The following is a 21,152-nucleotide window of genomic DNA, read 5'->3' on the forward strand; positions in this document are numbered from 1 at the left end:
CGGCCGCGCGTCGCGGCTGTCCGCCGCTCAATCCGTCTTCATCCGCTGCAGCTTGTTGTACAGCGTCTTCGGGCTGATGCCGAGCAGCGTCGCGGCGCGGTGGCGCGTGCCGCCGACCGCGTCGAGCGTCGCGCGGATCAGCAGATCCTCGACGTCCGCAAGCGGCGTGCCGACCTTGATCTGCACGCTGCTGCCGTTCAGCGCGGCACCCGCCGCAATGCCGGCTTCGTCCCCGCGCAGCGTCTCGACGAAGTCGCCGGACGCGTCGTAGGCGGCGCGCACCCGCTCCTGCAATTCCCGCACGTTGCCAGGCCATTCGTATGCGAGGCATTCGCGCACGAAGCCGGGTGCCGCGCGCTTGTCGGTCGTGCCGCGGCCGGTCGCGCGTGCGGCGCGGTTCAGCGCGTCGATCAGTGCGTCGGCGATGTGCAGCGCGTCGTCGTCGCGTTCGCGCAGCGGCGGCAGCGCGATCGACGCCGCGCCGAGACGCAGCCACAGATCTTCCCGCAGCGTGCCGTGCGCGACCGCCTCGCGCGCGGGGCGCCGCGTCGTGGCGATCAGCCGGAAATCGACCGGAATCGGGGTGGTGCCGCCGACGCGCATGAAGCTCTGCAAATCGAGCGCATGCAGCAGCGCTTCCTGCAACACGAGCGGCAGTGCGGCGATCTCGTCGAGGAACAGCGTGCCGCCGCCCGCCTGCTCGAACAGGCCCGGCTCGCGCCGCTCGGCGCCGTCGAACGCGCCGCGCTCGTGGCCGAACAGCACGCTGCCGAGCGCGGCACCGTGGCGCTCCGCGTGTGCGAGCGAGCGGCAGTCGAACGCGACGAATGGCCCCTTGCTGCGCCGGCTCAGATCGTGCAGCGTGCGCGCGGCGATCTCCTTGCCGGTGCCGGCCTCGCCGGTCAACAGCACGGTCTCCTCGGTGCGCGCGTTCTGCTCGATCAGGTCGTAGACCTGCTGCATCGCGTCGCTGCGGCCGACCATCGCGCCGAAGCGGCCGAGGCTGCGCAGCGACGCGCGCAGCGACTGGACCTCGTCGATCAGTTCGGACGGGCGCGGAATGCGCGCGAGCAGGCTGCGCAGGCGCGGGATGTTGATCGGCTTGACCAGGTAATCCCAGATGCCGTGGCGCAGGCCCTCGATCGCGCTTTCCACCGTCGCATTGCCCGTCAGTGCGATGACCGGCAGCGAGCCGTCCTGCTGCGGCGGCAGGTGCTGCAGCAGGTCGAAGCCGCTGCCGTCCGGCAGGTTCAGGTCGACGAGCGCGACGTCCGGAATCGAGCGGCCGAGCGCGGCGCGCGCTTCGGCGAGCGACGTCGCCGTATCGACCGAGAAGCCGTCCGCGGCGAGCAGCGCGGCGAGGCCGGACAGGCTATCGGGATCGTCTTCGACAATCAGGGCATGTGGCATGGTGGACGCGTGTCTGCGAGGCGGCGGGACTTCGGCCCAAAGTCTGCCGCCCAATATTGAGATTAATGACGGATTTTATGCTCCGCCGAACGCATGACGCACGTTATTTCTCTGACGTTATAAAAGAGTTACCAAAGATACAAATTGAATGATTTCATCGGCGAAGCGTGGCTCGCCGGTTCACTGCGTTGCCGCCCGGCCTTGTGCGCGTTTTTTGCGCACATAAACAAAAAGCGCCCCGAAGGGCGCTTTTGTCTGGCACGAAATGCGTCCGCGATTATGCGCGGCTGCGATATTCGTTCGTGCGCGTGTCGATTTCGATCTTGTCGCCGGTGCTGCAGAACAGCGGCACCTGCAGTTCGAAACCGGTCGCGAGCTTGGCGTTCTTCAGCACCTTGCCCGACGACGTGTCGCCCTTGACGGCCGGCTCCGTGTAGGTGATTTCGCGCACCAGGATCGTCGGCAGTTCGACCGAGATCGCCTTCTCGTTGTAGAACACGACTTCGCACGTCATGCCGTCTTCGAGGTAGTTGAGCGCGTCGCCCATCATTTCCGCTTCGACTTCGAACTGGTTGTAGTCGGCGTCCATGAACACGTACATCGGATCCGCGAAGTACGAGTAGGTCACTTCCTTGCGGTCGAGCACGACGACGTCGAACTTGTCGTCTGCCTTGTAGACTGATTCCTGGCCCGAGTTGGTCAGCAGGTTCTTCAGCTTCATCTTGACGACGGCGGCGTTGCGGCCCGATTTGTTGTATTCGGTCTTCGAAACGACCCAAGCGTCGTTGCCGACCATCACGACGTTACCTACGCGGAGTTCCTGTGCGGTTTTCATAAAAAAGCGATCCTGTACAAATAAAAAGTGCCTGAGCGTTGCGCAACGGCGGACGGCGCAAGCGGGTTCGTTCCGTGGGCGCCAAAAGCGAGCGCGCTTGCGTGGTCGGCCGTCGGATAACCGCTTATTTTAACTGAGATTTTGCGTATTCGGCCAGATTTCCGGCGAGGTCGCCAGCGGCCGCGAGCGCGCCCGCCCAGCGGGCCGCGTTCGCCCGCAGCGCGTCGCGGTGCTGCCAGAAATCCGCCCAGTCCGGCGTGCCCGCGCCGTTCCACGCATGCCAGAAGCGTTCGAGCGCGCGGCGCGGCGCGTCGGCGAGGCCGGCCGCCAGGTGCGCGAGCGCGGCGTCGAGCTTCGGCAGATGGGCGTCGTCGGCCTGCGGATAGATGTGCCAGACGAACGGCCGGCACGCCCATTGCGCGCGCACGAACGAATCCTCGCCGCGCACGAAGTTGACGTCGCTCGCCCACAGCAGCGGGTCGTAGTCGGCCTGGGGCACGAACGCGAGGCCGTGGGCGGTCAGGTTGCCGGCGCTCGCCCGCGCGTGCGCGCCGAACGACGCGATGCCGAAGAAGCGGGCGACGGCCGCCGACACGCGCCCCTCCGGCACGAGCAGCACGACGGGCGATGCCGCATCGCGCCATTGCGCGAGCAGCGCGTCGACGGCAGGGTTCTCGTACGCGAACAGGCTCACGACGGTTGCGCCCGGCGGGGGGGGCGCGTCGCCGGTCGCTTGCCGCCACCACGCCGCGCGGGCCGCCGGGTCGGCTTCGAACGCCGCGCGGCGGGCGTCGAGGTCGCGCTCCTTGAGCACGCCGCCCGTGCCGGCGGACAGACCCGGGAAGAAAAACGTCTTGACGAGCGGGTAGCGCGGGTGCGGCGACGGCCGCAGATGGAAGTCCGCGACCCAGTCCTCGGCGCTCAGGTATTCGAGGTTGATCCACACCGGCCGCCGCGCGCGGCGCGCCATCGCGGCGAGATACGCGGGCGGCAGTTCGCACGCGAACGCCTCGATCACGACGTCGGCGATCTCGATCGCTTCGCCGGCCTGCGCGTGCCAGTGCTCGATCACGATACCGTCGACCGTCTGCCGCACGGCGTCGGCGCGCACGCCCGGCTGCAGGCGCACGAACGTGTGCAGGTCGTCGACGAACAGCCGCACCTGCCAGCCGTGTTCGTGCGCGAGCTGGCGGGCAAGCCGCCAGCACACGCCGATGTCGCCGAAATTATCGACGACCGCGCAGAAGATGTCGCAGGCAAGCGGTTCGCCCGGCGCTGGCGGCGCGGGCGGGGAGGGCGGACGGGAGGCGGCGTGTGGCATCGAAACGGTCGGGTGGAATGCTCTAAACTGGCGATTCTAATAGACCCGTTCGCGCGCCTCGCGGCGCCCGGATCACGCATGACATCCCCAGACGCCACCGAAGCCCCGTTCGAGCCGAAAAAGATCCTCGCACAACTGCCGCATCTGCCGGGCGTCTACCGCTACTACGACGTGGCGGGCGCCGTGCTGTACGTCGGCAAGGCGCGCGACCTGAAAAAGCGCGTGTCGAGCTATTTCACGAAGACGCAGCTGTCGCCGCGCATCGCGATGATGGTCACGCGCATCGCGCGTGTCGAGACGACCGTCACGCGCTCGGAAGCGGAAGCGCTGCTGCTCGAGAACAACCTCATCAAGGCGCTTGCGCCGCGCTACAACATCCTGTTTCGCGACGACAAGTCGTATCCGTACCTGAAGCTCACCGCGCACCGTTTTCCGCGGATGGCGTACTACCGTGGCGCGGTCGACAGGCAGAACCAGTATTTCGGGCCGTTTCCGAGCGCGTGGGCGGTGCGCGAGAGCATCCAGATCCTGCAGCGCGTGTTCCAGTTGCGTACCTGCGAGGATTCGGTGTTCAACAATCGCACGCGGCCGTGCCTGCTGCATCAGATCGGGCGCTGCACCGCGCCGTGCGTCGGCGCGATTTCCGACGAGGACTACGCGCGCGACGTGTCGAACGCGTCGCGCTTCCTGCTCGGCCGGCAGACCGAAGTGATGAAGGAGCTCGAGCAGAAGATGCACGCGTTCGCCGCGGAGCTGAAGTTCGAGCAGGCGGCGGCGGTGCGCAACCAGATGAGTTCGCTGTCCACTGTGCTGCATCAGCAGGCAATCGACGTGGGCGGCGACAGCGACGTGGACGTGCTTGCCGTCGTCGCGCAGGGCGGGCGCGTGTGCGTGAACCTCGCGATGGTGCGCGGCGGCCGCCACCTCGGCGACAAGGCGTATTTCCCGGCGCACGTCGAGAGCGCGCTGACGCTCGTGGAAGGCGGGATCGGCGACGAAGCGGAGCCGCCGGCCGACGGCCTGTCGAGCGCTGTCGCTGCGGAACCGGCCGGCAGTGAACAGCCGGCTGGCGACACACAGTCGGCCGGTGACGCGCAGCTGGCTGGTGACGCACAGCCCGCCGGCGACGCGCCCGGCGCGCGGGAGGCGGCGGCGTCGATCGAGGCGGAGGTGCTCGACGCGTTCATCGCGCAGCATTACCTCGGCAACCGCGTGCCGCCCGTGCTGGTCGTGAGCCATGCGCCGGCGAGCCGCGACCTGCTCGAGGTGCTGTCCGAGCAGGCGGGCCACAAGGTGTCGCTGGTGCGGCAGCCGCAAGGGCAGCGGCGCGCGTGGCTGTCGATGGCGGAGCAGAACGCGCGGCTCGCGCTCGCGCGCCTGTTGTCGGAGCAGGGCTCGCAGCAGGCCCGCACGCGCATGCTCGCGGACACGCTCGGCCTCGAAGGCGACGACCTCGCGCAACTGCGGATCGAGTGCTTCGACATCAGCCATACGATGGGCGAGGCGACGCAGGCGTCGTGCGTTGTCTATCACCATCACAAGATGCAGTCCGGCGAGTACCGCCGCTACAACATCACCGGCATCACGCCGGGCGACGACTACGCGGCGATGCGCCAGGTGCTCACGCGACGCTACGAGAAGATGGTCGAGCAGGCTGCGCAGGCGGCGTCCGCCGACGACGCGGCCGGCATCGACGGCGAATCGACGCGCGAGGCCGCGGCCGCGAGCCTGCTGCCGAACATCGTGCTGATCGATGGCGGCAAGGGCCAGGTCGAGATCGCGCGGCAGGTGTTCACGGAGCTGGGCCTCGATTGCTCGATGCTGGTGGGCGTCGCGAAGGGCGAGGGGCGCAAGGTCGGGCTGGAGACGCTGGTGTTCGCCGACGGCCGTGCGTCGCTCGAGCTCGGCAAGGAAAGCGCGGCGCTGATGCTGGTCGCGCAGATCCGCGACGAGGCGCACCGCTTTGCGATCACCGGGATGCGCGCGAAGCGCGCGAAGGCTCGCCAGACCTCGCGGCTCGAGGAACTGGAGGGCGTCGGCGCGAAGCGGCGGCAGCGCCTGCTCGCGCGCTTCGGCGGGCTGCGCGGCGTCGTCGCGGCGAGCGTCGACGAACTCGCGAGCGTCGAGGGCATCTCGCACGCGCTCGCCGAGCAGATCTACAGGCAGCTGCACTGACCCGCGCCGCGCGACCGGGCGCTTGCCGGACCCGCGTCCCGGCTTGTGGCAGGGCGGTCGACGCGGCACAATTGCGAATCCTTCATCAGTCCCGGATACCATGCCGTTCAATTTTCCGATTTTCCTGACGTGGGTGCGAATCGTGCTGATTCCGCTCGTCGTCGGCGTGTTCTATCTGCCGGACACGATGATGGGGCCCGGGCACCGCAACCTCGCGGCGGCGCTGATCTTCATCCTGGCCGCGCTGACGGACTGGTTCGACGGCTTCCTGGCGCGCAAGTGGAACCAGACCTCGTCGTTCGGCGCGTTTCTCGATCCGGTCGCGGACAAGCTGATGGTGACGGCGGCGCTGCTGATGCTCGTGCAGCTCACGCGGATCGACGCCGCGATCGCGCTCGTGATCGTCGGCCGCGAGATTGCGATCTCGGCGCTGCGCGAATGGATGGCGCAGATCGGCGCGTCGAAGAGCGTCGCGGTGAATTCGCTCGGCAAGTTCAAGACCGCGTGCCAGATGGTCGCGATCCCGATGCTGCTGTACTACGGCCCGCTCAGCGCGGGTGGCGTGACGATCGACACGCGCGTGTGGGGCGTGTGGCTGATCTATCTCGCCGCGGTGCTGACGATCTGGTCGATGCTCTACTACATGAAGCTCGCGTGGCCGCAAATCCGCGAGCGCAGCGGGGCGTGACGCGGTCGCGAACGAGGTTGCAGAAAGTTTTTAAAAAAAGCTGTAGAAACGCTTGACACCCAGATCTGGTTTCTACATAATCTCATTTCTCCGCTGCACGACAAAACGAACGCAGCGAAGCAGCAGTAAAAAGTAGTGGCAGCAAGGCAGTACCACGCGGGAGTAGCTCAGTTGGTAGAGCGCAACCTTGCCAAGGTTGAGGTCGCGAGTTCGAGACTCGTCTCCCGCTCCAGATTTTTCTGCGGCGTGTTGTACGGCAAGACGCTGCGTGTAGCAGGACAATGCGGGAGTAGCTCAGTTGGTAGAGCGCAACCTTGCCAAGGTTGAGGTCGCGAGTTCGAGACTCGTCTCCCGCTCCAGACAATGGGGAAGCAGCGCTTCCCTTTTTGTTTGATGGGCCATTTGGCCTTCATTCGAATCTGTCGATCGTCACGATGCAATTTTCGCGATGATCGCACAGTCCGCTTTTGGCGCGATAGCAAAGCGGTTATGCAGCGGCCTGCAAAGCCGTTTAGGCCGGTTCGACTCCGGCTCGCGCCTCCAGGTAAGAAGAGAAAAAGCCCCGATCATTCGGGGCTTTTCTTTTTTCCGATTCCTTTTCTTCCAATGCCGGTTCGCCGCGATCGCCGCGTCATCCCGCATGCAGCCGCACTTGCGCCTGCTGCATGCGAGTGCGTATCGCGATTCGTGCGGCGCGCGTCACCGGCCGCGTGTGGCCCAGGCGTGCTGCACGAACACGCGGCACAGCGCTTCCATGCCCTTCGCGTCTTCGTCGTCGAAGCGTGCCGCAACCGGGCTGTCGACATCCCAGACGCCGATCAGCGTGCCGTCGTCGGCGACGAGCGGCACGACGATCTCGGATTCCGACGCCGCGTCGCAGGCGATATGCCCGGGAAACGCGTGGACGTCGCGCACGACCTGGGTCTGGCGCGTCAGCGCCGCCGTGCCGCATACCCCCTTGCCGAGCGCGATCCGCACGCATGCGGGCTTGCCCTGGAACGGGCCGACCACCAGTTCCTGCCCGTCGAAGAAATAGAACCCCGCCCAGTTGAGCCGATCCAGCGAGTGATAGATCAACGCGGAGAAGTTCGCTGCGTTGGCGACGAGGTCGCGCTCGGTTTCGACGAGCGCGCGCGCCTGCTGGACGAGCGCTGCGTAGTGCTCGGCCTTTGACGCATGGGAGGTGTCGGAGAGTGTGAACATGAGGGCAGGTTGGATCGAATGACAGTCAGGGGCGCGCAATGCGCGTTTCGCAGTCTAAAGCAAGTGCGGCCGGCGCGATGCGAATGCCGGATGGGCGATCTCGCGGCACAGCGCATCGAACTGCACGATGCGCCGGCTCGGCTCGGCTCGGCTCGGCTCGGCTTCGGCTGCGGCTTCGGCATGTTCGGCACGTGGCCGGCCGGCGCGAAGCCGCGGTGGCCGACCGCTTGCACGAAGCCGCAGGCCATCGTTCGTCAAATGGAACGCTGAGTGTGATTTTTGCCGTCTACCGGATGAATCGTTCTGCTTCTATATTCATTCCCGTAGCGCGAAACGCGTGTTTCGCCGCCATTTGGAGAGGAAGATGAAGAAGGTTCGGGGTGTCCACAGCGCGCCGCGCATGCATTGGGTCGGCGATGGTTTTCCGGTGCGCTCGATGTTCAGCTACCAAAACCACGGCGCGCAACTGAGCCCGTTCCTGCTGCTCGACTACGCGGGGCCCGCGCAGTTCGAGCCGGCAGCCCGGCCGCGCGGCGTCGGCCAGCATCCGCACCGCGGTTTCGAGACGGTCACGATCGTCTACCACGGTGAAGTCGCCCATCGCGACTCGACGGGCGCGGGCGGCGTGATCGGTCCGGGCGACGTCCAGTGGATGACCGCGGCGGGCGGCGTGCTGCACGAGGAGTTTCACTCGGAGGCGTTCACGCGTCGGGGCGGCATGCTCGAGATGGTGCAGCTGTGGGTGAACCTGCCAGCGCGCGACAAGATGGGCGAGCCGGCCTACCAGACGCTGATGAACGCGGACATCCCGGTCGTCGAACTGCCGGACGGCGCGGGGCGCGCGCGGATCATCGCGGGTGAGCTCGACGGTCGCCGCGGCCCGGCGCGCACGCACACGCCGATCGACGTGTGGGACGTGCGGCTCGCACAGGGCGCGCGCGTGCGGCTCCCGGTCGCCGAAGGGCGTACGCTCGCGGTCGTCGTGCTGCACGGCACGGTGCTGGTGAACGGCGAGACAGTCGCGCGCGAAGCGCAGTTCGTGCAGCTGAGCCGCGACGGCAGCGACGTCGAGATCGAGGCGAACGGCGACGTCACGCTGCTCGTGCTGAGCGGCGAGCCGATCGACGAACCGATCGTCGGCTACGGGCCGTTCGTGATGAACTCGCAAGCGGAAATCCGTCAGGCGGTCGACGACTTCAACAGCGGGCGCTTCGGCAGCATGTCGGCCTGACGTGCGGTCCACCCGGCGGGCGAGGTCTGCCCGCCGGGCGTGGCCGGTGTGTCGTCGCGCGCGCTTCGCGGCATAATCGACGGTCGCGCGCCACGTGGCGCGCCTGATTCAGGACCGCTCATGAACGCACCCACGACCGCCGTCTCCCCGTCCGCCACCGATGCGCTGACGTGGCGCTGGCAGCCCTTCGACGCGTTGTCGGCGCGCGAGGTCTACACGATTCTCGAGGCGCGCAGCGCGGTGTTCGTCGTCGAACAGCAATGCGTGTACCGCGACATCGACGATGCCGACCAGCACGCGTGGCATCTGGCCGCCTACGATGACGCCGGCCGCCTCGCAGGCTACCTGCGCGTGCTGCTGCCGGACGCGCAGGAACCGGACATCCGCATCGGCCGCGTGCTGACGACCGCTGCGTTTCGAGGCGCGGGCCTCGGCAATGCGCTCCTCGCGCGTGCGCTCGACCACATCCGCGCGCAGTGGCCCGGCACGCCGGTCAGCCTGCATGCGCAGGCGCACCTCCAGCGCTTTTACGGCGCGTTCGGCTTTGCGCCGAACTCCGACGTGCACGACGACGACGGCATCCCGCACGTGTGGATGCGCGCCGCGCACGTGTGACGCGGCGGCGCGTGCCGCATCACGTCATCACGGCGTGACGGTGTCGCGGGTGACGGGCGCGGCGCTTTTCCGCGCGGCCACGCGCTCGTCGATCAGCCGCCCGCGCGCCGACAGCCTGAGCCAGTGGCGCAGCGCGATCAGCGCGCCGATCACGCTCATCATCGAACCAGGTATCCACAGCAGCAGCCCGCCGATCTGCTGGTCGCGCAGCGGGCTCAGCCAGGTGAACGCGCGTCCGCAGATCGAGTAGATCGGATACAGCTCGCGCGGGGTGAAGAAGATGAGCGCGCCGAGTGCGATCTGCGGCGGAATTGCCGCGACCACGATCAGGATCCGGCGTCCGGGCGCGAGCCGCGCGGGCGGCGCCGGGCGTGGATCGACGACGAGCCACCAGAACAGCAGGCCGTCGATTACCATGCTCCAGTTCATCAGGCGATACAGGCGCCAGTCGAGCATCGCGACGAAGTGAATTGGCGACAGCAGCCAGAAATAGATCAGGCCGACGAACAGCACGACCGCGACGACCGGATGGAACACCAGATCGAGCGTCGCGCGCACCGGGGCGCACGCGAGCGCGGGGCGCATGAAGCGCTGCCGCCAGCGAAACGGGATGCCGGCGCGGATCGCCGCGCCGGGATACGCGAGCGCGATGAAGAACGGCCCGAGATGATGCAGCACCAGATGCTGCGCGCGATGCATGAAGAACTCGTGCTCGAAGAAATAGTCGAGCCGGGTATGCAGCGCCACGTAAAGCGCGGTCAGCCCGAACCAGAACGAGAACTGTCGCAGCGGCGTGACCTTCGCTTTCTTCGCGCCGCGCGCGAACAGCACCGCGGCAGTCAGCACCGCGACGACCACGGTCGGCGACGGCTCCCACGGTTCGAGCCAGTACAGGAGATTCATCGCGCGCCGTTACTTGACCTGCGCGGGCGACTTGACCGCGAACGGCGTGTCGAGCGTCTCGCCGTCGGAGAACTTCAGGCGCAGGCGCACGGTGTCGCCGGGCTTGATCGCATGCTTCGGTTCCTCGAGCATGAAGTGGTAGCCGCCCGGCGCGATGTCGACCTTGCCGTGCGCGGGGATCGTCAGCTTGTCGACCATCTCCATCTTCTGCGTCGAGCCGTTCGACACGGTCTGGTGCAGCATCGCCATGCCATAGTCGGGGCTGTCGACGTCGACGAGATCGACCGGCTTGTCGCTCGCGTTGACGAGCGTCACGTAGCCGGCGGCGGGCAGCTTGTTCGGCAGCCAGCGTACCCACGGGTTCTGCGCGGCGAGCGCGCCGGCCGCATGGGCGTGCGCGCCGAGCGACAGGGCGGCGAGGAGGGCGAGGGTCTTGAGTTTCATCTTCATGAGTGGGGTCAGGTGGATGAAGCGGGGTCGATGATCCGGCGCACATCGGCGGCGATGGCGTCGGGCGTGTCGCGGTCGGTCGCGAGCAGGCGCGCGTGGCCGTGCGCGTCGAAGATGTAGACGGCCGAGCTGTGCGTCACTTCGTATCCGCCTGACGGATCGCGCTGTTCCATCTGATACGCGACCCGGTAGCGTTTGGCGAGCGACTCGATCGCGCGCGCGGAGCCGGTCAGGCCGCGCGCATGCTCGGCGTCGAACGCGGCGACGTACGACTGCATGGCCTGCGGCGTGTCGCGCGCCGGATCGACCGACACGAACAGGATGCGCACGTCGCGCGCCTGCGGGCCGAGCTTCCCGAGCACTTCCATCAGCCGCGCCATCGTTTCCGGGCACACGTCCGGGCAGTGCGTATAGCCGAAGTAGACGAGCGCGACGTGGCCCTTGAACGCGGCGGCGTCGACCGGCCGGCCGTCGCCGCCCGTCAGCGAGAACGACAGGTCGGGCAGGTGGCCGGTGACGTCGGTCAGGTGCCAGGGCGGCTCGTTGCGCGTGCAGGCGGCGAGCGCAACGGCGACGAGCGCGGCGCCTGCCACGCGCAGCAGGCGCCGGCGCGGTGCGCCCGGCGCGGAAAACGGGAACGGCATCCAGAAGCTCGGTCGGACAGGAATGAGGGGCTTGCCGCGGCGGCAACGGGGGCGGCCGGGCGCGGCTAGCGGATGCGACTGTAACGTACTTTGATCGGGATCGCCCTTTCGAAAGCCGTTCGGCGCGCGCGATCGGGGCAAAATGTCGCAGATGGAGCGGGCGTCGGACGCGCCGCCCGGCATGGCGGATTCGCCCATAAAGGGGCACAGGCGCGGTAAGATGCGCACAATTCCTTCAGTGGCGGCCTTGCGGGCCGTCCAACCGTTCACCGAATCGATGCAATCTGTCCCGGCTTCCCTGTCACTGACCGAAACCGCGTTCTTCTTCGACTTCGACGGCACGCTCGTCGAGCTGGCGCCCACCCCGGACAGCATTCACGTCCCGTCTTCGCTGATCGCGCTGATCGACGAGCTGCGCCGCCTGTCGCACGGGGCGGTCGCGATCCTGTCCGGGCGCGGCATCGACAGCATCGACACCTACCTGAACATGCCCGATCTGCCGATCGCGGGCCTGCACGGCGCGGAGCGCCGCGACGCGAACGGCGACACGCAGCGCGTCGGCTTCAACGACGCGCGCCTGTTGCGCATCGAGCGCGAGCTGGCCGGCGTGGTCGAGCGCCATCCGGGCATGCTGCTCGAGATCAAGGGCGCGGCGGTCGCGCTGCATTACCGCAACGCGCCGGAGTGCGAGCCGGTCGCGCGCGCCGCGACCGAGCGGCTCGTCGCCGACCATGCGGACGCATACGTGCTGCAGCCGGGCAAGATGGTGTTCGAGATCAAGCCGAAGGGTGTCGACAAGGGGCGCGCGCTCGCGGCCTTTCTTGACGAGCCGCCGTTCGCCGGCCGCATGCCGGTGTTCGCCGGCGACGATCTCACCGACGAGAAGGGCTTCGGGGTCGTCAACGCGCATGGCGGACTGTCGATCAAGGTCGGTGCGGGCGAGACGTCGGCACACGCGCGGCTCGAGTCGGTCGATGCGCTGCACGCGCAGCTCGCGCGCTGGCTCGCGGCGGGACGGCCCGTCGCATGAGCCGCCTGATCATCGTTTCGAACCGCGTCGCGCCGATTTCCGAAGGCGAGCCGGCGGCGGGCGGCCTTGCGATCGGCGTGTACGACGCGCTGAAGGAAACCGGCGGCATGTGGTTCGGCTGGAGCGGCGAGGTCGTCGCGTCGGGCGCGCCGCAGATGCGCGTCGAGGAGCACGGCCCGGTGACGTTCGCCACCATCGGTCTGTCGCGGCGCGACTACGACCAGTACTACCGCGGCTTCTCGAACGCGACGCTGTGGCCGGCGTTCCACTATCGCACCGACCTGATCCAGTACGACCGGCACGAATTCGAAGGTTACGGCCGGGTCAACGTGTGGCTCGCGCAGCAGCTCGTGCCGCTGCTGCAGGACGACGACGTGATCTGGGTGCACGACTATCACCTGATCCCGTTCGCGCGCGCGCTGCGCGCGGCCGGCGTGAAGAACCGCATCGGCTTTTTCCTGCACATCCCGTTTCCGGCGGCGCAGGTGCTCGTCAACGTGCCGCCGCACCGCGAGCTCGTCGAGGCGCTGTGCGCGTTCGACCTGCTCGGCTTCCAGACCGGGCCGGACCTGCGCGCGTTTTGCGACTACATCGAGTCCGAGGCTGGCGGGAGCGTCGAGCACGGCGCGCGCACGGCGACCGTGCGCGCGTTCGGCCAGACGTTGCACGCGGCCGCCTATCCGATCGGCGTGTATCCGGACGAGATCGCGTCGCTCGCGCAGGCGGGCGAGCACGGCAAGGCAGTGCGTACGCTCGCCGCATCGCTGCGCGGCCGCCAGCTGATCATGAGCGTCGATCGGCTCGACTACTCGAAGGGGCTCGTCGAGCGTTTTCGCGCGTTCGAAAAGCTGCTCGAGCACGAAACGTCGTTCCGCAATCATGTGTCGTTTCTGCAGATCGCGCCGTCGACGCGCGCGGATCTGCGCGCGTACCAGGACATCCGCGTGCAGCTGGAGGCCGAATCGGGGCGCATCAACGGCCGTTTCGCGGAGCTGGACTGGGCGCCGATCCTCTACATCCACCGGCATTACGACCGGCAGCTGCTCGCCGCGCTGTACCGGCTCGCGCGCGTCGGCTACGTGACGCCGCTGCGCGACGGGATGAATCTCGTCGCCAAGGAATACGTGTCCGCGCAGAACCCGGACGATCCGGGCGTGCTGGTGCTGTCGCGCTTCGCCGGCGCGGCGCGCGAGCTGACCGGCGCGCTGATCGTCAATCCGATCGACATCGGCGGGATGGCCGAGGCGCTGTCGCGGGCGCTGTCGATGCCGCTCGCCGAGCGGCGCGCGCGCTACGAGGACATGATCGCGCAGCTGCGCGAGAACAACGTGTCGGTGTGGCGCGACAATTTCCTGCGCGACCTGCAGGGCGATTAGGGCCCGTTATTAGCGTGAACAGGCCCTAGCGTGAAGCGGGTATGCGGCCGGCGAATGCGCGCCGATCCGCCGCCAGCATGAAAAAAGCCGCAGCGCGGCGATGCGCTGCGGCTTTTTGCCGTTTGCGGCAAGGCGCGCCGGATCAGGCGACGCGCTCGCCGCCCGCCGCGCCGCTGTCGGGCGCGGCATGGTGGCGGCCGTGCTGCTTCGCGAGCAGGTCCCGGTAGAGGCCGGGGCGATTGCGCAGCACGTCGGGGCTGCCGTCGTCGATCACCTTGCCGCTGCTCATCACGATGATCCGGTCGAAGTTGCGCAGCGTCGACAGACGGTGCGCGATCGCGATCACCGTGCGGCCGACCATCAGCCGGTCGAGCGCGCTCTGGATCGCTTCCTCGGACGCGCTGTCGAGCGCCGACGTCGCTTCGTCGAGCAGCAGGATCGGCGCGTTCTTCAGGATCGCGCGCGCGATCGCGATGCGCTGGCGCTGGCCGCCCGACAGCTTGACGCCGCGGTCGCCGACGATCGTGTCGTAACCCTCCGGCATCGCCTCGATGAATTCGGCGCAGCGCGCGTCGCGCGCGGCGGCGAGCACTTCGTCGCGCGTCGCGTCGGGGCGGCCGTATGCGATGTTGTCGTAGATCGAGCGATGCAGCAGCGAGATGTCCTGCGGCACGAGGGCGATCGCATGACGCAGGCTGTCCTGCGTGATCGCCTTGACGTCCTGGCCGTCGACCTTCACGGCGCCGTCCTGGGTGTCGTAGAAGCGTTGCAGCAGCGCGAGGACGGTCGACTTGCCCGCGCCGGACTTGCCGATCAGGCCGACGCGCTGGCCCGGCTCGATGTGGAGCTCGAAGTGGTCGAGGATCGGCCGGCGGTGCGGATACGCGAAGCTCACGCGCTCGAAGTCGACGCGCCCGCCGCCGGGCGCGAGCGGCACCGCGTCCGAGCGGTCCGGCATCCCGTGCGGCTCGAGCAGCGTCTTCACGGCCTCGGCGAGGCGCGCGACGTGCTGGGTGACGTCGACCAGTGCGACCGCGAGGTCGCGCGTGCCGTGCAGGATCGTGAAACCGAGCGAGCTGACGAGCACGATGTCGCCCGACGTCACGCGGCCCTGGTCCCACAGCCACAATGCCCAGCCGAGCAGGCCCGCGGACAGCATCGCGGTGATCACCGCGTGCAGCAGGCGCAGTTTTTCCAGATACAGCAGGCTTTGCTGGCGCGCGTCCATTTCGGCCTTGACCGTCGCGCCGAAGCGTTTCTGCTCGCGCAGCGTCATGCCGAACGCGCGCACGAGGCCCATGTTGCCGATCACGTCGACGAGCTCGCCGTCGACCGCGGCGGCCTTCGCCGCGAACGTGTGATGGCGGGCGGAGCCGCGCCCGGCGAGCCGGAACAGCACGACGGCGAGCACCGCCGAGCAGCCGAACAGGCCCGCCGCCATCAGCGGATTGACGACGATGATCATCAGGATCGCGCCCATCACCGCGATGCACGGCGGCAGCACGTTCCACGCCATCGTGTTCTCCGCCGTGTAGACGGCGTTCGACGTCGCGGTGATGCGGCTCGCGAGGGTGCCGGGCTGCTTTTCGGCGTAGTACGTCGGCGAGTGCCCGCTCAGGTACTGGAACAGGTCGCGGCGCAGGTCGCCCGTGACCGCGACGAACGTATGCGCGGCCACCCAGCCGCCGACGCGCCAGAGCAGGTTGTCGGCGGCGATCAGGCCGACGAGCAGCGCGAACGCGCTCCACAGCGGGCCGGGATGGTGGCGGCCGGCGGCGAGCACGTCGATCAGGTGCTTGATCGCGAATTGCGAGCCGAGCGCGCAGCCGACGGCGGCCAGCACGCTTGCGAGCACGATGAGGTGCGCGAGCGGATGCAGGCGGATGTAGCGGAACAGGAACGCAAGCGGCCGGTGCGCGTAGCTCGACAGCTTCGCGTTGTAGGCGTTGCGCTGGGCAGGGGTGAGAGCTTCCAAAATCGTGCGTGCGGTGAATCGGTGGTTGGGCGTCCCGGCCGGATCGCATGCCGACTTTCGCCCGGACGTAATCCGGCATTGTAAACAAGGCCGTGCGTCGCGCTGTGTCAATCTTGACGCCGGCACGGGGCACGCACGTCATTTTGAGATAAAATCCGGCATCCCGAGCCGCGCCGCATGTGCCGCGCCTGCTGTTCAGCAGGCGGCAGAGTGCAATGACGGCTGCCGGAGCGGCCTTTCACTCTAGATTGGTCTCGATTATCCGGGCGTGGCAAAGTGTTGCCGTTTTGTAACAAAGTAAAGCGATTGAAATGTTGCGCGTCCGATCGGGAATCCCCCTAGATAATCGGCTCCGGGTTCGTCATCGGGAATTTTACGAACCCCTGTCAACGGGTCTTCGCTTCAAACGTTCTATGCCTGTCGCGTCGCTGCTGTCATTTCAGACAGGTTCGACGCCGCCAGCCAGCCGGGCGCCGATCGCCTGATGCGCACCGGGGCCGAATGGCCGGGCTGCCGACCCAATGCTTTGTTAATTGCCGATTTTTTAGGAGTTACACATGCGAATCGCTCAAATCGCTCCGTTGCACGAAGCGGTTCCCCCGAAACTGTACGGCGGTACCGAACGGGTGGTGTCCTATCTGACTGAAGCGCTCGTCGAGATGGGGCATGACGTCACGCTCTTCGCGAGCGGCGATTCGCAAACCTCCGCGAAGCTCGAAGCCGTCTGGCCGCAGGCGCTGCGCCTCGACCCGACGATCCGCGACACGATGGCGCCGCACATGCTGCTGCTCGAGGAAGTGCGCCGCCGCGCGGACGAATTCGACGTGCTGCACTTCCACATCGACTACTATCCGTTCCCGCTGTTCTCGCGCCAGCCGGTGCCGCACCTGACGACGCTGCACGGCCGCCTCGACCTGCCGGAACTGCAGCCGATCTTCAACACGTTCAGCGACGTGCCGGTCGTGTCGATCTCGGACAACCAGCGCATTCCGCTGCCGCAGGCGAACTGGCTGTCGACCGTGTACCACGGCCTGCCGGAGAACCTGCTGAAGCCGATCCCGGACGTGAAGCCGGGCTACCTCGCGTTCCTCGGCCGCATCTCGCCGGAGAAGCGCGTCGACACGGCGATCCGTATCGCCGAGCAGGCCGGCATGCCGATCAAGATCGCCGCGAAGCTCGACAAGGCCGACCGCGCGTACTACGAAGAGAAGATCAAGCCGCTGTTCGCGCTGCCGCACGTCGAGTACATCGGCGAGATCAGCGAAGCGGAGAAAGCCGAATTCCTCGGCAACGCGCACGCGCTGCTGTTCCCGATCGACTGGCCGGAGCCGTTCGGCCTGGTGATGATCGAGGCGATGGCATGCGGCACGCCGGTGATCGCGTTCAAGCGCGGCTCGGTGCCGGAAGTGATCGAGAACGGCGTGTCCGGCTTCGTCGTCGAGGACGAGCTGTCGGCCGTGGCCGCCCTCAAGCGCCTGCACACGCTGCCGCGCGAGCAAGTGCGTGCCGCGTTCGAAGCGCGCTTCTCGTCGAAGGTGATGGCCCGCAACTACGTGAAGGGCTACGAGGAACTGCTGCGCCAGAAGCGCCGCACCGTGCTGCGCGAAGTCGCGGCCGGCTGAGATCCGCCGGCGGCGCTGCCGCCGGACGCGTTCATCTGCGCCCCGCCCGGGTCTGCCGGCGGGGCGTTTTCGCATCTGCGGCGCAATCTGTTGTATCCTCGCCGCGCCCGTCGCCGCGAAAGCCCCCCGAAAGCGGCGAATGGCGCCGGGCAATCATCTGCCGAAGCGGTAATGTCCCTATAATGGCCGTGCCGAAAAATCCGGCACCGGCACGATCATCGATAGGAGAGCAGTCTTGGCGAGAACCAAAACCACGCGCGCGACCCCGGCCCCTGGCGCCGGTGTGATCTTCGCCCTGCGCGCGATCGGTCTCGTCCTGTTCGCCCGCTGGGCGTTCTCGATGTCGGAGATGGGGTATCGCGCGTCGCTGTCGGCAATGGCGTCGTCGCCGCTGGCGTGCGTCTATCTCGTGCTGATGTTCCTGCTGATCGCGCTGCCGGGCGCGGCCGCGCGCGCCGAGCGCCCGTTCCACCCGCTGCCGCAGTGGCTGCGGCAGGCGCTGCGGCTCTTCTCGCTGATCGGTTTCCTGTTCGCCGTCTGGTCGATCGGCATGTTCGCGTGGATGGCCGGCTGGCATCGCGTGCTGCATGCGCTGGCCGCGACCAATGGCTGGCTCGTCGCGTCGCCGGCGCTGTATGCGGCGGTCGTCTGGATCTGTCGGCCGCGCGCGCTGTGGCGCACCAACGTCGCCGCGCGGCGCTTCGCGGTCGGGCGTTTCGCGATCTCGCTCGACACGATGACGCGCACCACGATCGTCTGGATGGAAAGCCGCAAGGTCGGCCAGTACGACGCGCGCGAGCTGTCCGTGCGCTGGCCGGGCCGCGCCGCCGCCGTGACGGGCGACGATCCGCCGGCGCCGCCGCGCGCGGGCTGGTTCAAGCGGCCGAAGGTCGAGTTGCTGTGGGATTCGCCGGCGGCGGTCGGCCATAACCGCCAGATCGTGATGCGGGTGCCGTTGGTGACCGACGGCGACCGCGTGGCCGTGCTCGCACTCGACGCGGCGCTCAAGCAGATCGTCTGACACGCGGCGTACCGCCGTCGGCAGACCCGTCGCACGGCGGAATGCCGCCATCACCTCGCAGGTCGGTTAGCCGATTAGCCGGTTATCACGACAATGAAATCGCGCCGCCTGCCATCATCGGTCGTCGGACGACTTGTGACGCATTATAATGGTCTGACGGCTTTCGCTCGAACCCTCGGATACCCGACACGATCATTCAATCAACAAGGAACCGGCCTCATGTCCGTGCCCACGCTCCCCGTCGTGCCGCGCCGCCGCGCGCGCAGTCTGGCGCAAGATGTCGTCGACGCGCTGACCGCGCAGATCGAAAACGGCGCGCTGCGCCCCGGCGACAAGCTGCCGACCGAAACCGAAGTGATGGCGCAGCAGGGCGTGAGCCGCACGGTCGTGCGCGAGGCGATTTCGCGGATGCAGGCGAGGGGGCTCGTCGAGACGCGCCACGGCATCGGCAGCTTCGTGCTCGAGCCGGCGCGCCGCGACACGCTGGGCATCGACCCGGCGACGATCACGACGCTGCGCGACGTGATCGCCGTGCTGGAGCTGCGCATCAGCGTCGAGAGCGAGTGCGCGAGCCTTGCCGCACAGCGCGCGAACGACGCTGACCTGGCCGCGCTGCGGCGCGCGCTCGATGCGATCGCGGCCGGTTCGGGCGGTGGCCGCGATACCGCGCAACTCGATTACCAGTTCCATCTGCAGATCGCGCAGGCGACCGGCAACCGCTATTTCGTCGACATCATGACGCAGCTCGGCGCGTCGATCATCCCGCGCACGCGAGTGAACTCGGCACGCTTGGCCGGCGACGACCTGGAACGCTACGTCGGCCGCCTGAATCACGAGCACGAGGGCATCTACGAGGCGATCGTGCGTCACGACCCGGAGGCCGCGCGCGCCGCGATGCGTACGCACCTGACCAACAGCCGCGAGCGGCTGCGCCGCGCGCACGAAGCGGCCGAAGCGGAGCGCGAAACGCACGGCGGGTGACGCCGTCCGGCGCGGGCGGCCCCGGATGGCGAGCCCGCACGCGGCAGCGCGATCGCGCATCGCCGGTAATGTCGGTTATCGTACAACGTCGGTGCGCGGCGGGACGGACATCGAGCGGCATCCCCCTGGGGTGAGCCGCGCCGCGACCCGCGTGGCGCGGGCAGCGGCGCGGCGGCGCGCATTGCGCGCGCCGCTGCCGGGTCGGCCCGGAAGGGTCCGTGTATCAGCCCCCCTTCGTCACGATGGTTTTCCACGAACCGCTCTTCACCTGATAGAGCGTCGACATGCCGCTCTTGAGCGAGCCATCGTTCGCGAACGCGATGCGGCCGGTGATGCCTTCGAAGTCGATCTTCTTGAGTGCCGGACGATACTGGCCCGGTTCGGTCGAGCCGGCTGCCTGCATCGCCTTGATCGCGGCCCAGGTCGCGTCGTAGCCGAACTGCGCGTACGACAGGACGTCGACGCCGAAGCGCTTCTTGAAGCGTTGCTCGAAATCCTTGCCCTGCGGCAGCTGGTCGAGCGGGCGACCGTATTCCCAGGCCATCGCGCCTTCGGCGGCAGGGCCGGCGATCTTGATGAACTCGGCGTCACGCACGCCGCCGCCGCCGACGAACTGCGCGTTCAGGCCGAGCTGGCGCATCTGCTTGATAAAGTTCGCGGCAAGCGAATCGAGGCCGCCGAAGAAGATCAGGTCGACGTTCTTGCCCTTGAGGCTCGTGATCTGCGCGCGGAAATCGACCGCCTGGTTGTTGGTGAATTCGCGTGCGACGACCGCGCCGCCGGCCGCCTTGACCGCCTTCTCGAACTCGTCCGCCTCGCCCTGGCCGAACGCGGTGCGGTCGTCGACGATCGCGATGCGCTTCGGCTTCGTCACGTCCACCGCGTACTTGCCCGCGTTGCCGGCGTTCTGGCCGTCGGTCGCGATCACCATGAACATGTTCGCGAGCCCGCGGCTGGCCAGCGTCGGGTTGGTCGCGGCGGGATCGATGACGGGGATGCCCGCCTTGTCGTAGACGACCGACGCGGGAATCGTCGTGCCCGAGTTGAAGTGGCCGACGACGACCGACACGCTCTTGTCGACAAGACTTTGCGCGGCCTGCACGCCGACGCGCGGGTCGGCCTGGTCGTCCTGCACGACGAGTTCGAAGCGGGCCGGCTTGCCGGCGATCTGTACCTTCTGCGCGACGGCGTCGTCGAGCGCGAGCTGGACGCCGTTTTGCAGATCCTTGCCGTAGCCGGCGTTCACGCCGGTCAGCGGCCCGGCGAAGCCGATCTTGACGGCGGTTTCGTCCGCCGCCTGCGCGGCCTGAAGGGCAAGGGTCGAGAGCGCGGATGCGAGCGCGACGGACAGCAGCGACTGGCGAAGATTCATATTCATTCCTCTTGGCGACACCTGCAAATAAGACGGAGCGCGCGTCCGGCAAGCCGGCGCGCATGGCTGACGGGCGGTTTGGCCGCTTCTCGCAATCGGGCGGACTTCCTGGGCCTTCCCAGGACGGCGTCCCGGTCTGACCCGTGATGGCGTCCCGATTGCCTCAATTTATAGGGCGCCAATTTCGACGAGTCTTGTCAATTTTGGACATGTTCGATGCGGATTTCTGCATAGCCGGTCGCGGCCGCGGCCGCTGCGGCATCGCGTCGGGTGATCCCCCACGTGTGCCGCCGACTGTTT

General features: G+C 67.8%; 19 protein-coding genes and 3 tRNA genes. 13 read left to right on the forward strand and 9 right to left on the reverse strand.

Annotated features, from left to right (window positions below; genetic code table 11):
• Positions 1-27: 27 nt before the first annotated feature.
• The 3 genes from LIG30_RS11390 to earP form a co-directional block, all read right to left on the reverse strand.
• The gene (locus LIG30_RS11390; protein ID WP_038712162.1) at positions 28-1,410 is read right to left on the reverse strand and encodes a sigma-54-dependent transcriptional regulator; all 1,383 of its coding nucleotides are present in this window, start codon (positions 1,408-1,410) and stop codon (positions 28-30) included.
• A gap of 277 nt (positions 1,411-1,687) precedes the next feature.
• Entirely contained in the window at positions 1,688-2,245 is a 558-nt protein-coding gene (gene efp / locus LIG30_RS11395) for an elongation factor P (protein ID WP_038712163.1), read from the reverse strand.
• A gap of 124 nt (positions 2,246-2,369) precedes the next feature.
• Positions 2,370-3,566, reverse strand: a complete 1,197-nt coding sequence (gene earP / locus LIG30_RS11400; RefSeq protein ID WP_038712165.1) for an elongation factor P maturation arginine rhamnosyltransferase EarP — start codon at positions 3,564-3,566, stop codon at positions 2,370-2,372.
• Positions 3,567-3,644: 78 nt separating this feature from the next.
• Here earP and uvrC point away from each other — a divergent pair, with 78 nt between their 5' ends.
• The 5 genes from uvrC (at position 3,645) to LIG30_RS11425 (ending at position 6,972) form a co-directional block, all read left to right on the forward strand.
• The gene (gene uvrC / locus LIG30_RS11405; protein ID WP_038712166.1) at positions 3,645-5,741 is read left to right on the forward strand and encodes an excinuclease ABC subunit UvrC; all 2,097 of its coding nucleotides are present in this window, start codon (positions 3,645-3,647) and stop codon (positions 5,739-5,741) included.
• Between the two features lie 100 nt (positions 5,742-5,841).
• Positions 5,842-6,429: a CDP-diacylglycerol--glycerol-3-phosphate 3-phosphatidyltransferase gene (gene pgsA, locus LIG30_RS11410; protein ID WP_038712168.1), complete on the forward strand. Its 588-nt coding sequence runs from the start codon at positions 5,842-5,844 to the stop codon at positions 6,427-6,429.
• A 156-nt stretch (positions 6,430-6,585) separates the two neighbouring features.
• A tRNA-Gly gene (locus LIG30_RS11415) sits at positions 6,586-6,661 on the forward strand.
• A gap of 51 nt (positions 6,662-6,712) precedes the next feature.
• A tRNA-Gly gene (locus tag LIG30_RS11420) sits at positions 6,713-6,788 on the forward strand.
• A 110-nt stretch (positions 6,789-6,898) separates the two neighbouring features.
• Positions 6,899-6,972, forward strand: a tRNA-Cys gene (locus LIG30_RS11425).
• A 156-nt stretch (positions 6,973-7,128) separates the two neighbouring features.
• Here LIG30_RS11425 and LIG30_RS11430 read toward each other — a convergent pair.
• The gene (locus tag LIG30_RS11430; protein ID WP_038712169.1) at positions 7,129-7,632 is read right to left on the reverse strand and encodes a GAF domain-containing protein; all 504 of its coding nucleotides are present in this window, start codon (positions 7,630-7,632) and stop codon (positions 7,129-7,131) included.
• A 90-nt stretch (positions 7,633-7,722) separates the two neighbouring features.
• Here LIG30_RS11430 and LIG30_RS26795 point away from each other — a divergent pair, with 90 nt between their 5' ends.
• The 3 genes from LIG30_RS26795 (at position 7,723) to LIG30_RS11445 (ending at position 9,478) form a co-directional block, all read left to right on the forward strand.
• Entirely contained in the window at positions 7,723-7,902 is a 180-nt protein-coding gene (locus tag LIG30_RS26795) for a hypothetical protein (protein ID WP_038712171.1), read from the forward strand.
• Positions 7,903-7,996: 94 nt separating this feature from the next.
• A complete protein-coding gene (locus LIG30_RS11440) occupies positions 7,997-8,863 on the forward strand; it encodes a pirin family protein (RefSeq protein WP_038712172.1) in 867 nt (288 codons plus the stop codon).
• Between the two features lie 120 nt (positions 8,864-8,983).
• Positions 8,984-9,478, forward strand: a complete 495-nt coding sequence (locus LIG30_RS11445; RefSeq protein ID WP_038712173.1) for a GNAT family N-acetyltransferase — start codon at positions 8,984-8,986, stop codon at positions 9,476-9,478.
• Between the two features lie 27 nt (positions 9,479-9,505).
• On the opposite strand, the gene LIG30_RS11450 is transcribed toward LIG30_RS11445, so the two are convergent.
• Genes LIG30_RS11450 through LIG30_RS11460 form a run of 3 tightly spaced genes read right to left on the reverse strand, consistent with a single transcriptional unit; the run spans position 9,506 to position 11,475 of the window.
• Entirely contained in the window at positions 9,506-10,381 is an 876-nt protein-coding gene (locus tag LIG30_RS11450; RefSeq protein WP_038712174.1) for a cytochrome c oxidase assembly protein, read from the reverse strand.
• A 9-nt stretch (positions 10,382-10,390) separates the two neighbouring features.
• Complete coding sequence (locus LIG30_RS11455) at positions 10,391-10,831, reverse strand: copper chaperone PCu(A)C (protein ID WP_038712175.1); 441 nt, start codon at positions 10,829-10,831, stop codon at positions 10,391-10,393.
• Positions 10,832-10,839: 8 nt separating this feature from the next.
• On the reverse strand, positions 10,840-11,475 hold the full coding sequence (locus LIG30_RS11460; protein WP_038712177.1) for an SCO family protein: 636 nt from the start codon (positions 11,473-11,475) through the stop codon (positions 10,840-10,842).
• Between the two features lie 277 nt (positions 11,476-11,752).
• Here LIG30_RS11460 and otsB point away from each other — a divergent pair, with 277 nt between their 5' ends.
• Both otsB and otsA read left to right on the forward strand, forming a co-directional pair.
• Positions 11,753-12,505, forward strand: coding sequence for a trehalose-phosphatase (gene otsB, locus LIG30_RS11465; protein ID WP_038712200.1), 753 nt, complete (start codon positions 11,753-11,755; stop codon positions 12,503-12,505).
• Positions 12,502-13,881: an alpha,alpha-trehalose-phosphate synthase (UDP-forming) gene (otsA, locus tag LIG30_RS11470; RefSeq protein ID WP_038712178.1), complete on the forward strand. Its 1,380-nt coding sequence runs from the start codon at positions 12,502-12,504 to the stop codon at positions 13,879-13,881. The genes otsB and otsA overlap by 4 nt, the downstream gene beginning before the upstream one ends.
• A 142-nt stretch (positions 13,882-14,023) precedes the next feature.
• Here the strand turns inward: otsA and LIG30_RS11475 are convergent, their stop codons facing one another.
• Positions 14,024-15,856 carry an ABC transporter ATP-binding protein gene (locus tag LIG30_RS11475; protein WP_038712180.1) on the reverse strand — a complete coding sequence of 611 codons (1,833 nt, stop codon included), beginning with the start codon at positions 15,854-15,856 and terminating at the stop codon, positions 14,024-14,026.
• Between the two features lie 557 nt (positions 15,857-16,413).
• On the opposite strand from LIG30_RS11475, the gene LIG30_RS11480 reads away from it, so the two are divergent.
• The 3 genes from LIG30_RS11480 (at position 16,414) to LIG30_RS11490 (ending at position 19,480) form a co-directional block, all read left to right on the forward strand.
• Entirely contained in the window at positions 16,414-17,478 is a 1,065-nt protein-coding gene (locus LIG30_RS11480; protein WP_038712181.1) for a glycosyltransferase family 4 protein, read from the forward strand.
• Positions 17,479-17,713: 235 nt separating this feature from the next.
• Positions 17,714-18,499 (forward strand): hypothetical protein, encoded by a 786-nt coding sequence (locus LIG30_RS11485; RefSeq protein ID WP_038712183.1) that lies wholly within the window; start codon positions 17,714-17,716, stop codon positions 18,497-18,499.
• Between the two features lie 219 nt (positions 18,500-18,718).
• Positions 18,719-19,480: a FadR/GntR family transcriptional regulator gene (locus LIG30_RS11490; protein WP_038712184.1), complete on the forward strand. Its 762-nt coding sequence runs from the start codon at positions 18,719-18,721 to the stop codon at positions 19,478-19,480.
• 223 nt (positions 19,481-19,703) lie between these two features.
• Here LIG30_RS11490 and LIG30_RS11495 read toward each other — a convergent pair whose 3' ends face one another.
• On the reverse strand, positions 19,704-20,852 hold the full coding sequence (locus LIG30_RS11495) for a branched-chain amino acid ABC transporter substrate-binding protein (protein ID WP_038712186.1): 1,149 nt from the start codon (positions 20,850-20,852) through the stop codon (positions 19,704-19,706).
• Positions 20,853-21,152 lie beyond the last annotated feature (300 nt).

Origin of the sequence: Burkholderia sp. lig30, assembly GCF_000687455.2 — a bacterium.
In the GTDB taxonomy this organism is placed as follows: domain Bacteria; phylum Pseudomonadota; class Gammaproteobacteria; order Burkholderiales; family Burkholderiaceae; genus Burkholderia.